We start from the raw sequence: 13,793 nt of genomic DNA, 5'->3' as shown, positions 1-13,793 counted from the left end.
GCCCCGGCCGCGTTCCCGGACCCTGGTGGGCGGTGGGAGAACGCGGCCGGGGCCGTGATGACCGGGGGCGGCGTCAGCGCCGGTTGATGGCCTCGAGGATCTCCGGGCCGAGCAGCGTCACGTCGCCCGCGCCCATGGTCAGCACCAGGTCCATCGGGCGTGCCATCGCGGCGACCACCGCGGGCACCTCGGACCAGCTGTGCTCCATGCGCACGAGGCCGCCGTTGTCGAGGGCGCTGTGCGCGATGATGTGGCTGGTGACGCCGGGCTGCGGGTCTTCGCGGGCCGCGTAGATGTCCATGACCAGCGCGATGTCGGCGGCGGCCAGGGCGCGGCCCATCTCGGTGCCGAGCTGCTGGGTGCGGCTGAACAGGTGCGGCTGGAACACGGCGATGACCCGGCCCGCGCCGACGGCGCCGCGCGCGGTCTCGAGGTCCGCGGCGATCTCCGTCGGGTGGTGCGCGTAGCTGTCGACGACGCGGACGCCGCCCGCCTCGCCCTTGATCTGGAAGCGCCGCCGCACTCCCTGGTACTTGCCGAGCGCGCCGCCCATGGCGGCCGGGTCGATGCCGAGGGCGCGGCCGACGGCGAGGGCCATCACCGCGTTGGAGGCGTTCACCCGGCCGGGGACCGCGAGGTCGAACACGTGCTCGGCGCCGTTGGCCGCGTGCACCGTCACCTTGCTCGCCAGGCCCTGCGGCTCGACCTTGACGATCTGCAGGTCGGCGTCCGTGCTCTCGCCGACCGTGACGACCGTCAGCTCCGGCGCGGAGGCCGCCAAGCGCTCGCGCAGCGCGCCCGCGCCCGGGTCGTCCGCGGACACGACGAGCGTGCCGCCGGGGACGATGCGGTGGGCGAACGCCTCGAACGCGTCGAGCACCTCGTCCAGCGACGCGTAGTTGGCGTGGTGGTCCAGTTCGACGTTCAGGACGACGGCGACCTCGGGGGAGTACTTGAGGAAGCTGCGGTCGCTCTCGTCCGCCTCGGCGACGAAGATCTCGCCGTCGCCGTGGTGCGCGTTGCTGCCCGCCTCGTTGAGGTCCGCGCCGATCGCGAACGACGGGTCCAGGCCGAGCGACGTCAGGCTCACCGCGAGCATGCTCGTGGTCGTCGTCTTGCCGTGCGTGCCCGCCACCGCCACCGCGCGGCGGCCCACCATCAGGCTGGCCAGCGCGTCCGACCGGTGCACCACCGGAATGCCCCGCTCCTGCGCCGCGGTCAGCTCCCGGTTGTCCGCGCGGATCGCGCTGGACACGACGACGCACGTGGCGTCGCCCAGGTTCTCCGCGGCATGCCCCACGTGCACCTGGCAGCCCAGCTGCCGCAGCGCCAGCAGCGCCGTCGAGTCCTTCGCGTCGCTGCCCGCGACCTTCGCGCCGCGCACCGCCAGGATCTTCGCGAGCCCCGACATGCCGGCCCCGCCGATACCGACGAAGTACGGGCTGCCCAGGTCGATCGCCGGAGTGGTCGCGGGCCGGTCCGCGGGCGCGGCGGGGGATGCCATGCAGGCTCCTTGGAAAACGCGTGAGAACGGGTGGGATCAGGGGAGGCCGGGGCGGGCGCGGCCGGTCACACACGTTACTGGTTCGGATGACCGGGCCGCGCACGTCGCGCCGGGCGCGGAGCGACTTCTTCCCCCGGCGGCGCCCCCGTTCGGGCCTACTTCGCCTCGGGGGTGCTGTGCGCGAACAGCTTGAGCACCGGCACACCGACCTTGTGGCGGGCCCGCGACGCCCAGTCGCGGTGGAAGAACTCCTCGATGAAGTGCGGGTCGGTCAGCACGATGACCTCGTCGGCCGAGTGCCGGTCGACGACGTCCGTGAGGATGTCCAGCGGGTTCTCGCCGGGCGCCGTCTCGCCCACGGCCTTCACGCCCGCGGCGCGCAGTTCCGCGACGCTCAGGTCGAGGGTGCGGCGGGTCGTCTCGTCGCCTTCCTCGCCCGGGTCGTGCTCGACCTCCTCGGCGGCCTCTTCGAGGTGGCCGAGAGCGACGTCGTCCAGTGCGCGTACGAGACGGTGGTGGTCGGCTTTGCCCGGCAGCACGACGACGAAAGACGTCGGCTCGTCCTCGTGCAGTCCCGTGACCAGCCGCACATCGGCCTCGTCCATGACCTTCTCGATGAGCAGCACGATCGTGTACACGCGTATGTCTCCCTCGGGTCGCCGTGACCTTTTCCACGATGCCAGCCGCCGGGGCGGTTCGGGCTGATTGCCCGCTACCGGTCCGAGTGGCGGACGTAGCGTGCGAAAAGGAAGCCGTCGTCTTCCAGAAGCGTGCGCAGTTCCATCGGTTGCGGAACCATCGGGTCGGTGCCGGCGAGGATCCGCCGGGCGGTGCCGCCGGCGAGCTGCGGGCTCAGGGCCAGGCACAGCTCGTCGACGCGTCCCGCGGACGCGAGCTGGCCGAGCAGGTGCGGGCCGCCTTCGGTGAGGAGCCGTGTCCAGCCGCGGGCGGCCAGCGCATCGACAGCCGCGCCCGGGTCGACACCGGTGGCACCCGGGGGGCCCGCCACGATCACGTCCGCGGCCTTGCGGGCGGCCGCCAGGCGCTCGGGATCGGCGTCCGGGCCGGTCAGGACGACCGTCGGCACGATCGCCTCGGTGAACAGGGGCGCGGTGAGGTCCAGCTCCAGGCTGCGGCTCACGATGGCGATCACCGGCACGGTCGCCCGCCCGGCGGCCTCGCGGGCCGCCGCGTAGGCGGCCTTGGGCTGCGGCGGCCGGTAGCCCTCCGCGCGCACCGTGGACGCGCCGACCAGCACCACGTCGGCCAGGCCGCGCAGCACGCCGAAGATCTTCTTGTCGCCCGGTGACGACAGGCCCGCGGAGAGGCCGTCGCCGGCTTGCGAGGCACCGTCGAGGCTCTCCACCATGTTGGCGCGCAGCCAGGGGCGGCCCGCTCCGACGACGTCTTCCGGGTACGCGTACACCGCGTCCAGGTCGACCTCGCCGTCCGGCGTCGTGAGCCCCGGCCCGGCCTCCCTGTCGGAGGGGCTGTCGGCTGGGCTGACGGGGGGAAGCAGACGTCGCATGCGGCCGAGTTTCCCACGCACCGTAGGCTTGATGATCGTGTCCAACATGTCCTCGGCGAGTCCCGCCCCCGAGCCGGTGTCGCTCGCCTCGCGCCAGCCGGTAGTCCCCGCCGACCGCATGGTGGCCGAAATGGTGCCCCCGCCGCGGTTCGACGGGGTGCGTTTCGGCACCTACATACCGGACCCCACGCAGCCCAGCCAGGCCGCCGCGGTGCAGCGCCTGGAGCAGTTCGCCGCCGCGCTCAACAACGGCGGCGGCGCCGAACCCAAGCGCCGCTGGTTCCGCCGCGGCGGCAGCGGCGCCGCGGCGCCCGCGCAGAGCGGCATCTACCTCGACGGCGGCTACGGCGTCGGCAAGACCCACCTCCTCGCGTCGCTGTGGCACGCCGTGCCCGGCCCGAAGTCGCTGTGCACGTTCGTCGAGCTGACCAACCTCGTCGGCGCGCTCGGCTTCCAGGAGACCGTGCGCGCGCTTTCCGGCCACCGCCTGCTGTGCATCGACGAGTTCGAACTCGACGACCCGGGCGACACCGTCCTGGTGTCCACGCTGCTCGGCAAGCTCGTCGACGCGGGCGTGAAGCTCGCCGCGACGTCGAACACGCTGCCGGACAAGCTCGGCGAAGGACGCTTCGCCGCGATCGACTTCATGCGCGAGATCCAGGGCCTGTCCGCGCACTTCGACACCCTGCGCATCGACGGCGACGACTACCGGCACCGCGGCCTCCCCGAGGCGCCGGCGCCGTCCGCGGACGACGACGTCGTCACCAAGAGCGCCTACGCCCCGGGCGTCACCGGTGCGGCGCTCGACGACTTCCCGGCGGTGCTGGACCACCTGGCGCGCGTGCACCCGAGCCGGTACGGGGCGCTGCTGGAGGACGTCCACGCGGTGTTCTGGCGCGGTGTCGTCCCGGTGACCGACCAGTCGACCGCACTGCGGCTCGTCGTGCTCGCGGACCGCATGTACGACCGGGAGATCCCGGTGGTGGCGTCCGGCGTGCCATTCGACGCGCTGTTCTCCGAGGAGATGCTCGCGGGCGGCTACAAGAAGAAGTACCTGCGGGCGGTGTCGCGGCTGGTCGCGATGGCGCGGGACGGGGCGGAGCGGGTGCCTCCGGCGGTCTGACGGGGGCTGTCTCACGTCGGCGGTGCGGCGTCTCTTCCGCGTCGGCTCGGCTCGTCGGCTCGGAACCTTGGTTCGGTGCGCCGGATTGGTTTGCTGTTCGTCCACAGGCGCACGCCCGTTCGGGTGACCCCGAAGCGCCGTCCACAGGCTTGACGGCGTCGACCTGCGGGAACCCGGCCGACCGGGCAGGATCACAGGAAAGTTGGTGATCCGGCGGACCGGGAGGGCGAACCGTGGGCAAGAAGGCGCACACGACGGACAAGGCTGCCGCGAAGCCGGGCCGGTCCGAGCCGGAGAAGACGAAGCGGCACAAGCCGAAGCAGGACCTGCTGGGGCCGCACCAGGCGAAGCCGAAGGCGAAGGCGACGGAGGCGAAGCCGGAGGCGTCTCCGCCCGCCGAGGCGCGGAACGGCCGGGTGCGTGGCAGGCCCGCTCTCGGCGGGCTGCCCGGGCCCATCGCGCGGGTGGCGCCGCTGCGCGACATGCTGCGGCTGCACGGCGGCGCGGTCGACCTGGAAGCCGCGGACTGCCGGGCCACGCTCCATGCCCCCGGCGGCAAGGCGGAGACCCTCGCGGATACCGCGGCGATGGGGGCGCGGCTCGCCGTCCTGCAGGAGAAGCTCTACGCCCAGGCGCTCGCGGGCGGGTCGCGCAAGCGTGTGCTGCTGGTGCTGCAGGGCATGGACACGTCCGGGAAGGGCGGCGTCGTCAAGCATGTGATCGGGCAGTTCAACCCGTCGGGCTGCCAGATCCAGGCGTTCAAGGCGCCGACCGAGGAGGAGCTGGCGCACCCGTTCCTGTGGCGGGTGAAGCAGCATGTGCCCGACCCGGGCATGATCGGGATCTTCGACCGGTCGCATTACGAGGACGTGCTGATCGTCCGGGTCCACGACCTCGTCCCGCGGACGACCTGGTCGCGGCGGTATGCGGCGATCAACCAGTTCGAGCAGGACCTGTACGACGACGACGTCACCGTCGTGAAGGTCTTCCTGCACATCTCGTACGAAGAGCAGCGCAAGCGCCTGCTCGAACGCCTCGACAACCCCGACAAACATTGGAAGTTCAACCCGGGCGACATCGACGAGCGCGCGTTCTGGCCCGCCTACCAGGAGGCGTACCAGGCCGTGCTGCAGAAGTGCACCACCGACACCGCGCCGTGGTACGTGATCCCCGCCGACCGCAAGTGGTACCGCAACTGGGCGATAAGCCGCCTGCTGCTCGAACATCTCGAGGAGATCGACCCGCAGTACCCGAAGGCCAACGTCGACGTGGACAAGGAACGGCGGCGGTTGATGGAGACGTGAGGTCTGTCGTCTGTCGCGGAATGGACGTCCGCCTACGGCGATTTCAGTAGGCAGTCGTGTGGTTTCAGTACGCCGTAATGTCCGTAGCGGCATGACGACTGGAGGGGTCTCTCCCGGCGAGCCTTGAGCGGTCATCGCTTGTGGAGAGGGAGACCCTGACGTGGCGACTTTTCTGTATCGGCTCGGCCGCGGCGCCTTTCGGCGGCGCGGCCGGGTCCTCCTGGTGTGGCTGGGGGTGCTGGTCGCGGTCGCGGTGGGCGCCATGGGGGCGCCGGAGGCGTCGGACGAGGAATTCTCGATGCCGGGGATCGAGTCGCAGAAGGCGTTCGATCTCATGGAGGAGCGCTTTCCGGGGACGGCCGCCGACGGCGCCACCGCCCGGGTCGTCTTCGTCGCCCCGAACGGGCAGAAGGTGACCGCGGGCGACCCGCGGAAGGCGGTCGAGGACGCGGTGCGCTCGCTCGGTGTCGGCCCGCAAGTGGCGGGCGTAGCTGATCCGTTCGCGTCCGGTGCGGTCAGCGGGGACGGCGCGACGGCGTACGCGACCGTCACCTACACCGTGGAGTCCTCCGACGTCACCGACGCCGACCGTGCCGCCGTGGACGCGGCGGTCGACCGGGCGCGGGCGGCGGGCCTGACGGTGGAGACCGGCGGGTCGGCGATGGACGCGGGCGGCGGGCCGGACGGGACCGCGGAGATCGTCGGGCTTTCGGCGGCGGCGGTCGTGCTGCTGTTCACGTTCGGGTCGCTGGCGGCCGCGGGCTTGCCGCTGCTGACGGCGGTCGTGGGCGTGGCCGTGAGCCTGTTCGGGATCGTGCTGCTGTCGGGCCCGTTGGGGTTGTCCTCGGACACGGCCACGCTCGGGATGATGCTGGGCTTGGCGGTGGGCATCGACTACGCGCTGTTCGTGGTGTCCCGTTACCGGGAGGAGCGGGGGCGCGGGCGGGCCGCGGAGGAGGCGGCCGGAGTGGCGGTCGGCACCGCCGGTTCGGCGGTCGTGTTCGCCGGGGTCACCGTGGTGATCGCGCTGGCGGGCTTGTCGGTGGTCGGGATTCCGACGCTGACGAAGATGGGCCTGGCCGCGGCGGGGGCCGTCGCGGTCGCGGTGCTGGTCGCGTTGACGGTCGTGCCTGCCCTGCTCGGGTTCTGGCCCGACGCGGTGCTGGCGCGGAAGGCGCGCCGGGCGCGCAGGTCCGGTGCCGGTGACGGCGTCGCCGGGCCCCGCGACCGTGCCGCGGGGGGACGGGACAACCTGGGCGCGCGCTGGGCCCGGTTCGTGCTGCGGCGCCCGGTGGCGGTGCTCGTCCTCGGGGTCGCAAGCCTCGGCGCGCTGGCCGTCCCGATGGCATCGCTGCAACTGGGCATGCCCGGCGACGAAGCCAAGTCCACCGCGACCACCGAGCGGCGGGCTTACGACGCCCTCGCCGACGGCTTCGGCCCCGGCTTCAACGGGCCGCTGACCATCGTCGTGGACGCACGGGGAGCCGCCGACCCGCGCGCGGCGGCGCGTACCGTCGGGGAACGGATCGGCGGCACGGACGGAATCGTGTCGGTTTCGCAGGCCCGCTTCAACGAGGCCGGCGACACGGCGGTGTTCAAAGCCACCCCGTCGACCAGCCCCACGGACGAGAAGACCAGGACGCTGGTGGAGCGGATCCGCAGCGAGCGGCCGGCGGTGGAGGCGCAGGCGTCGGCGACGTACGAAGTCACCGGCACCACGGCGCTGAACATCGACATCGCGGCGAAGGTGCAGTCCGCGCTGGTGCCGTACCTGGCCGTGGTGGGCGGCTTGGCTGTGGTGTTGCTGCTGCTGGTCTTCCGGTCCCTGCTCGTGCCGGTCAAGGCCGCTTTGGGGTTCGTCCTCTCGGTGCTGGCCGCGCTGGGCGTGCTCGTGCTGGTCTTCCAACAGGGCCATGCCGCGGACCTGTTCGGCGTGGCGCAGACCGGCCCGGTGATGAGCCTGATGCCGATCTTCATGATGGGCATCGTCTTCGGGCTGGCCATGGACTACGAGGTGTTCCTGGTCTCCCGGATGCGCGAGGCGCACACCCAGGGGGAGTCCGCCGAGCAGGCCGTCGTGTCGGGGTTCCGGCACAGCGCCCGGGTGGTGACCGCCGCCGCGCTGATCATGATCGCGGTCTTCTCCGGGTTCGTCGGGGAACAGGGGTCGCTGATCAAGATGCTCGGGTTCGGACTGGCCGCCGCGGTGCTGTTCGACGCGTTCGTGGTCCGGATGGCGATCGTGCCCGCCGTGCTGGCGCTGCTCGGCGAACGGGCCTGGTGGCTGCCCGCGTGGCTCGGCCGGATCCTGCCCCGCGTCGATGTGGAAGGCGCGGCACTCGGCCACGCGGGGCCCGGCGGCCGGGCCCCGGATCCGGACGGGGCGGTCGAGGCGCGGGTGTGAGGGGCTGCGCTGCTTGGTGCCTGCGCTGCCTGGCGGGCTGCGTTTGCCTGGCAGGCCCCGCGCCGGTTCGGCCCGGCCCCGCGCCGGGTCGGCCGGCGACGAGTCCCCGCGTACGGACCGCCCGAGCACCGCGCCTCGGGCGGTCCGCCCGCCCGCCTTCGCCGTCATCGGCGACCATGGACCACGGCACGTCCCCTTGCGGAGAGCACGATGACCAGCATTCTCGAGCGGTACGCGGAACGCCGCCCCCGGGCCGCGGACGTGGCGACAGCGGTCGCGGTGTGCGTCTGCACGCTCCTCGGGGCGCAGATCAGCACGTCCGAGTCCACTCCTCCGCACGCCCTGTGGCCCGCCTGGATCCTCGTCGCGTCCAGCGCCGCCGTCCTCGGATCCCGCAGCCACCCGCGCGCCACCCTCGCCGTCACCACCGCCGCGGCCGCCGCGCTGACCGCCCTGGGCTACCTGCCCAGCCCGCTGCTGCTCGCCCCGGTGATGACCGCCCTGTACTGGCTGGCCGCACGCACCGACTCGCGGACCACCGGCATCTACGCCGCGGCGACCGTGACCGTGCTGATGGCCACCTCACTGGCCGGCGCGCCACTCGGCGACGACCTCATCCTCCGGACCGCGGGCACCGTCCTGTGGCTGCTGCTGCCGGTGTCGCTGGGCGGCCGCAGCCGCTTCCGCCGCGCCTACCTCGAATCCGTCCAGGCCCGCGCCGCGCACGCCGAACGCACCCGCGAAGAGGAAGCCCGGCTGCGCGTCGCCGAGGAACGCCTGCGCATCGCCCGCGAACTCCACGACGCCGTCGCCCACCACATGGCCGTCGCCCACGCGCAGGCCGGCACCGCCGCGCACCTGGCCGAGACGCACCCCGAGCAGACCCGCAAGATCCTCGCCGACCTGGTCGGCACCACCACCTCCGCACTCCTCGAACTCCGCGCCACCGTCGGCGTACTGCGCCGGACCGCGGGCCCCGACACCGACCCACTGGAGCCCGCTCCGGGCCTGGACCGCCTGCCCGACCTGGTCGCGTCCTGCGCATCGGCCGGCCTGACCGTCACCGTCGCCACCGAAGGCCCGGCCCGGCCCCTGTCCCCGGGAGTGGACCTGACCGCCTACCGGATCATCCAGGAAGCCCTCACCAACGCCACGAAACACGCACCCGACCACACCGCCCTCGTCCGACTCCACTACGACACCGCGCGCTTGCTCGTCAGCGTCACCAACGACGGCGCCGCGCACGAGACCGCCGTTCCACCCGTGCCCGGCGGCGGATACGGCCTGATGGGCATGCGCGAACGCGCCCACTCCGTCGGAGGCGACCTGCGAGCCGGCCCCCGCCCCGAAGGCGGCTTCGAAGTGGCCGCCGTTCTCCCCCTCCGGCCCCGCACCGCGGCCGACGACCCGGCCGGACCACGACCCGAGGAATCCCGTTGACCATCCGCGTGCTGCTCGCCGACGACCAGACCCTCCTGCGCGGCACCTTCCAACTGCTCATCGACTCGTGCGACGACATGGAGGTGGTCGGCGAAGCCGCCGACGGCCGCCAAGCCGTGGAACTCGCCCGCGACCGGCGGCCCGACGTGGTCCTCATGGACATCCGCATGCCCGGCACCGACGGCCTCGCCGCCACCGCCGCCATCTGCGAGGACCCCGACCTCGCCGGGACCCGCGTCCTCATCCTGACCATGTTCGAAACCGAGGAGTACGTCGCCCAGGCACTTCGCGTCGGCGCCAGCGGCTTCCTCGGCAAGTACGTCACCACGGACGCCCTGCTGGACGGCATCCGCACCGTCGCCGCGGGCGAGGCCCTGCTGTCCCCCGGAGCCACCCAGGCCCTGATCACCCGCTTCCTCACCACACCCGCCTCCGGCCCACCCCTCGCCCCGGCCGAACGCCTGGCCGACCTCACCCCGCGCGAACAGGAAGTCACCGTCCTGGCGGCGCACGGCAAATCGAACGACCGGATCGCTCAGGAACTGGTCGTGAGCGTCCTGACCGTACGCACCCACATCCAACGCGCGATGACCAAACTCGGCGCCCGCGACCGGGCCCAACTCGTCGTCATCGCCTACCAGAACGGGTTGGTACGGGCCGAACCGCCGAGCCTTTGAACACCGCGGAGCGACCGCACGCACGGGACTTGCCCGGGGACGGCGATGGGGGCGCGGCGCTGTCGGAGACGTACGTTTCACTGCTGCCATGGATGAAGAAGTGGATGAAGAAGTGGATGAAGAAGAACTGCTCGCCATCGTCCAACGGTTGGTCTGGCACGACGCGACAGGCCCGTTGGAGTGCCGACAGGACGGGCACCAGGCGGGACACGTATGCCTGCCCGCGTCCGGTGACATCGCCTATGCCGCACTGACCGCGAAACTCGGCGACTGGTTCGGGCCGCCACGCGGCCTCGTCGGGCACGGGCGGATCGATCCGGCCGCGACCGGGGCGTACGGGCGGCCGCTGCTCGCGCCGTTCGGCGAGGAACTGGTCGAGATGGTGGTGTGGGCGTACGCCGGCAGGTGGATCGGAAGCGGCGCGACGAGCACCGACGACGGCCTGCAACCGGTCGTGGTCATCGCCGCAAGGCCCGACCCGGCAGCGGGCGGCGTGCCCGAGGACGCGTCCTGGGTGGAGAGAGTCGCTGCCGTCACGGGCTGGGAGCCCGGCCGCCGGCCTCAAACCGTCGACTGGGCGGCCGTCGAGCGTCGGCTGGGAACGGCACTGCCCGGCGACTACAAGCACCTGGCCGAGATCTTCGGGCACGGCGCCTTCGACGGCTACTTGGAGCTGTCCGTCCCGGATGCCCCGTTCGCGCACGCGGATCTTGTCCGGCAGAGCGAGTCGCTCGCCTCCTTCGCGCGCACGCACGGCAACGGGCAGTGGGAGCCGCACTCGTTGTTCCCCGCTCCCGGCGGGCTGCTGCAATGGGCGGCGTCCGAGCAGGCGGACCGGTTCTACTGGCTTACCGACGGCCCCGACCCGGACAAGTGGCCCATCGTGATGTCGGAGGACATCCCCGACTCGTGGGAGCAGTACGACGGCTCGACCGCCGAGTTCGTCTACCGCATGCTGACCGATCGGCAGCACCCGTTCTCGATCGCACGGCACTTCGACATCCATTGGTTCCAGAGCTACGCACGGGGCGAAGCCGCCGGGGGGTGAGGTGGATGGCTTGTGCGGGTGTTGCATGCGGAGCGGCCTCTTTGCCGAGACTGCGTTTCTTTCGGATGTGGCTCCCTCAGAGCCGGAACGCCGCCGCGACGCGCTCGGCGAGATCGTCTTCGGCCGTCGCGCTGTCGACCTGGAGCGCCTGGAGGTGGAGACGCCGGGTCTCCTCATGAAGGTGCTCCGTGAACAAGCGATCGCGTGCGGCGAGATTGTGCGCCGCTCGTGCCGGATCACTGGTCTTCCCGACAAACCCGTCACTCGGAAGCGCTCTGCTCCGCAGCGCCGCCTCCCGGAACTCGGGCGTGGGCAGCAGCCACACCGCGCGCTCGGCTGCGGCCAGCAGAGGCCGCACGAGACGGGGAAGCAGCCGGAACCCTTCGACGACCACGCACGGCTCCCGCGGCAGCCGAAGCAGGTCGTCGACGATCAGCCCGAAGCCCTCGCCGCGAAACCAGTGAAAGGTGTCGAGCATGGTTTCGGGGGTCTGGTCCACCCACCGCTCGTCCATGCCCATCGCCATGAACCGGTGTAGGAACGGGGCGTCCTCGGGCGTGCTCCGGCGCGCGTGGTCGGCCATCGCCGCGTCGGTCGCGTACAGCTGCCAGCCGTACCGATCCGCGAGCCGCCGCGCGACCGTCGACTTGCCCGCCCCCGGCCCGCCGCCGATCCAATAGACGTGCCGGAGCCGATCCGCGAACTCGGCAGTGTCAGCCATGATTTCCTCACGCGCCGGCCACTGGCCGCATGGGCGCTCGGCCGAGCACCGACGCCGCCGGCAACCGGCTGTCTACTTGGTCAAGTCCGAAGCCTTCGATGTCAGAAGTGCGGGAACCGGCCCCCAAACACCGTTTGTGGCCCCTTCTACCGTAGGCATCGACACATATGCCACCACACTGTAGGCGCGAGGATTCGCCCGCACTTCGTGCCAGTTGACCCCTGGTCATGACGTCCATTCGGACGTTGACAGAACCTGACTTCGAGAGGCGGCGTTCGTCGCCGACACGCTGCTGCGCGCAAGGCAGTGGTTGGATCACCGGGTTGGTGCACTGCCTCGCGCGCTGCTGCGGAGGAGCCCGCTAGAACATGGAGTTCGAGTTCGCGGCCTCATCGGGAATGGGCTGGGCCACGTCCCAGTGCTCCACGATCTTGCCGTCTTCGAAGCGGAAGATGTCGACGATGCTTGCACCCGGCTGGTCTGGCACGCGGATGCCATGGATATGTGACACGACGAAATCCCCTTCCGCCACGAGGCGTTTGATCTCCAGCGAGATGCCCGGGAAATTTTCGGCCAGGAAGTTCAGGAACTCCTTCAGCCCGTCGAACCCGTCGGCGATCTGCGGGTTGTGCTGAATGTACTTGTCGCCGAGAAGCGGGCGGACCTTGTCGAATTCCTTCTCGATGATGGCTGCCTGGTAGAAAGCCCGTACGGTTTCCTTGTTGCGCTCGTTCTGGTCGGTGATGCGGGTCTCTGACATGCGCTTCTCTTTCGTTTCAGGGTTGGGTCTGCAGGGCTTGGGGTGGGTGGGATCGGCGTGACGGATGGATCCGCACGGCGACGGCGGCTGTCGGCAGCCCTGTGGCCCATCCACTGGCCACGTTGGACCCGTGGACTGCTCCGGCCAGGGGCGGTCCTCGGTGGGACTGGAGGTAGCTGGATGCCGAGTGTCCGGCGATGCTGCCCAGTGGCGCGGTGCCGAGCGAGGCTCCGATGTGCTGGGAGGCTGTCACCGGGCAGGGTGGGACTGGCGGGCTTGTGGTGCCGTGGGCATGGAGGATCACCTCGGAACAGGGCTGCTCTCCGCCGCGATCGCTTGGCGGCCCCCCTAACGTTAGACGGCTAATCATTAGCCGTCAATCGAATGCGCGCGGCGCCGCCCAACGGCCACTATCCTGACCTTCGTCAAGGGACGGAGCACACGCATGACCGAGTTCACCGAGACGTACACGGCGGCGTCGAAGTCGTTCCGCGCGGTCACCACAGCGGTCCTCCGTCGGCTCGACCTGCACTTGGGCCAGAACCTCGTCGTCGCCGCATTGGCGGAGCGTGACGGCCAGACCCCCGGCGAGCTCGCTGCCGCGCTCGACGTGACCACGCCGACGATCGTCAAGATGGCAACACGCATGACTGCCGCCGGACTGGTCATGCGCGTCCGCGACGACAAGGATCAGCGATTGGTCAGGTTGCGCTTGACCGATGCGGGGCGGAGCCTCGTCGAGCCGCTGGCCGCGTCGATGAAGGAGATCGAGGAGCGCCTCACCACCGGGCTCACCGACACTGAACGTGCCTCGCTGACCGACCTCATGACGCGTGTGACCGGGAACGCCCGCGCACTGCTTGCGGAATGGGACGAATCCGGCGACTGAATACGGCGCTCCCCTTGGCGCCGCCTTCGGTGATCGACCAGCTGAACGGACGCACCCGCCGCGGGGGTACCGCGGCAGGAAGACCACATCTCCGTCGGCGAGGCGGACAGACTCCTGCTCCTCCTGCTCCACGTATGTGCACGGGGCCAGGTCTGCGAAGTAGGTCGTCGACAACGGTTCTTCCCGCGGCAGTGTCGGGGGGCACGGCCGTCCGAGTGTGACGGATTACGTTTCTGGGCCCGCTGTCCTTGGCTCTGGGTCTCAGGCGTGCGTCGGGGCCGACGGGGCCAATCTCGTCCTGGCTCGGAAAGATGCCGCGCCAGTTGCCGTAGGGATCAAGCTGGTGGCCGGAGGCCTCCCCAGGAGACACGAAGGCGCACCGAGCACCGCGTCCA

At 71.2% G+C, this 13,793-nt stretch carries 12 protein-coding genes; 7 read left to right on the top strand and 5 right to left on the bottom strand.

What is annotated here, in order from left to right:
* Window positions 1–73: 73 nt before the first annotated feature.
* The 3 genes from murC to ABEA93_RS11175 form a co-directional block, all read right to left on the bottom strand.
* A complete protein-coding gene (murC, locus tag ABEA93_RS11185; protein WP_345675264.1) occupies window positions 74–1,504 on the bottom strand; it encodes a UDP-N-acetylmuramate--L-alanine ligase in 1,431 nt (476 codons plus the stop codon).
* A gap of 155 nt (window positions 1,505–1,659) precedes the next feature.
* Window positions 1,660–2,142: an indole-3-glycerol phosphate synthase gene (locus ABEA93_RS11180; protein ID WP_345675263.1), complete on the bottom strand. Its 483-nt coding sequence runs from the start codon at window positions 2,140–2,142 to the stop codon at window positions 1,660–1,662.
* A 74-nt stretch (window positions 2,143–2,216) separates the two neighbouring features.
* Window positions 2,217–3,032, bottom strand: a complete 816-nt coding sequence (locus ABEA93_RS11175) for a pyrimidine reductase family protein (RefSeq protein WP_345675262.1) — start codon at window positions 3,030–3,032, stop codon at window positions 2,217–2,219.
* Between the two features lie 31 nt (window positions 3,033–3,063).
* Here ABEA93_RS11175 and zapE point away from each other — a divergent pair, with 31 nt between their 5' ends.
* The 6 genes from zapE (at window position 3,064) to ABEA93_RS11145 (ending at window position 11,028) form a co-directional block, all read left to right on the top strand.
* Entirely contained in the window at window positions 3,064–4,155 is a 1,092-nt protein-coding gene (gene zapE / locus ABEA93_RS11170) for a cell division protein ZapE (RefSeq protein ID WP_345675261.1), read from the top strand.
* 482 nt (window positions 4,156–4,637) lie between these two features.
* On the top strand, window positions 4,638–5,459 hold the full coding sequence (locus ABEA93_RS11165) for a PPK2 family polyphosphate kinase (RefSeq protein WP_345675513.1): 822 nt from the start codon (window positions 4,638–4,640) through the stop codon (window positions 5,457–5,459).
* 160 nt (window positions 5,460–5,619) lie between these two features.
* The gene (locus tag ABEA93_RS11160) at window positions 5,620–7,863 is read left to right on the top strand and encodes an MMPL family transporter (protein WP_345675260.1); all 2,244 of its coding nucleotides are present in this window, start codon (window positions 5,620–5,622) and stop codon (window positions 7,861–7,863) included.
* Between the two features lie 210 nt (window positions 7,864–8,073).
* The gene (locus ABEA93_RS11155; protein WP_345675259.1) at window positions 8,074–9,303 is read left to right on the top strand and encodes a sensor histidine kinase; all 1,230 of its coding nucleotides are present in this window, start codon (window positions 8,074–8,076) and stop codon (window positions 9,301–9,303) included.
* The gene (locus ABEA93_RS11150) at window positions 9,300–9,980 is read left to right on the top strand and encodes a response regulator (protein WP_345675258.1); all 681 of its coding nucleotides are present in this window, start codon (window positions 9,300–9,302) and stop codon (window positions 9,978–9,980) included. Before ABEA93_RS11155 ends, ABEA93_RS11150 begins: the two co-directional genes overlap by 4 nt.
* A gap of 88 nt (window positions 9,981–10,068) precedes the next feature.
* Window positions 10,069–11,028: a hypothetical protein gene (locus ABEA93_RS11145; protein ID WP_345675257.1), complete on the top strand. Its 960-nt coding sequence runs from the start codon at window positions 10,069–10,071 to the stop codon at window positions 11,026–11,028.
* A gap of 76 nt (window positions 11,029–11,104) precedes the next feature.
* Here the strand turns inward: ABEA93_RS11145 and ABEA93_RS11140 are convergent, their stop codons facing one another.
* Both ABEA93_RS11140 and ABEA93_RS11135 read right to left on the bottom strand, forming a co-directional pair.
* Window positions 11,105–11,749 carry a hypothetical protein gene (locus ABEA93_RS11140; protein WP_345675256.1) on the bottom strand — a complete coding sequence of 215 codons (645 nt, stop codon included), beginning with the start codon at window positions 11,747–11,749 and terminating at the stop codon, window positions 11,105–11,107.
* A gap of 361 nt (window positions 11,750–12,110) precedes the next feature.
* On the bottom strand, window positions 12,111–12,509 hold the full coding sequence (locus ABEA93_RS11135; RefSeq protein ID WP_345675255.1) for a nuclear transport factor 2 family protein: 399 nt from the start codon (window positions 12,507–12,509) through the stop codon (window positions 12,111–12,113).
* 445 nt (window positions 12,510–12,954) lie between these two features.
* Here ABEA93_RS11135 and ABEA93_RS11130 point away from each other — a divergent pair, with 445 nt between their 5' ends.
* Window positions 12,955–13,398 carry a MarR family winged helix-turn-helix transcriptional regulator gene (locus ABEA93_RS11130; RefSeq protein ID WP_345675254.1) on the top strand — a complete coding sequence of 148 codons (444 nt, stop codon included), beginning with the start codon at window positions 12,955–12,957 and terminating at the stop codon, window positions 13,396–13,398.
* The last annotated feature ends 395 nt before the right edge of the window (window positions 13,399–13,793 follow it).

Source organism: Yinghuangia aomiensis (assembly GCF_039542225.1).
In the GTDB taxonomy this organism is placed as follows: Bacteria; Actinomycetota; Actinomycetes; order Streptomycetales; family Streptomycetaceae; genus Yinghuangia; species Yinghuangia aomiensis.
The sequence above is the reverse complement of the archived record's forward strand: the minus strand, read 5'-3'. Positions and strand labels throughout refer to the sequence as shown.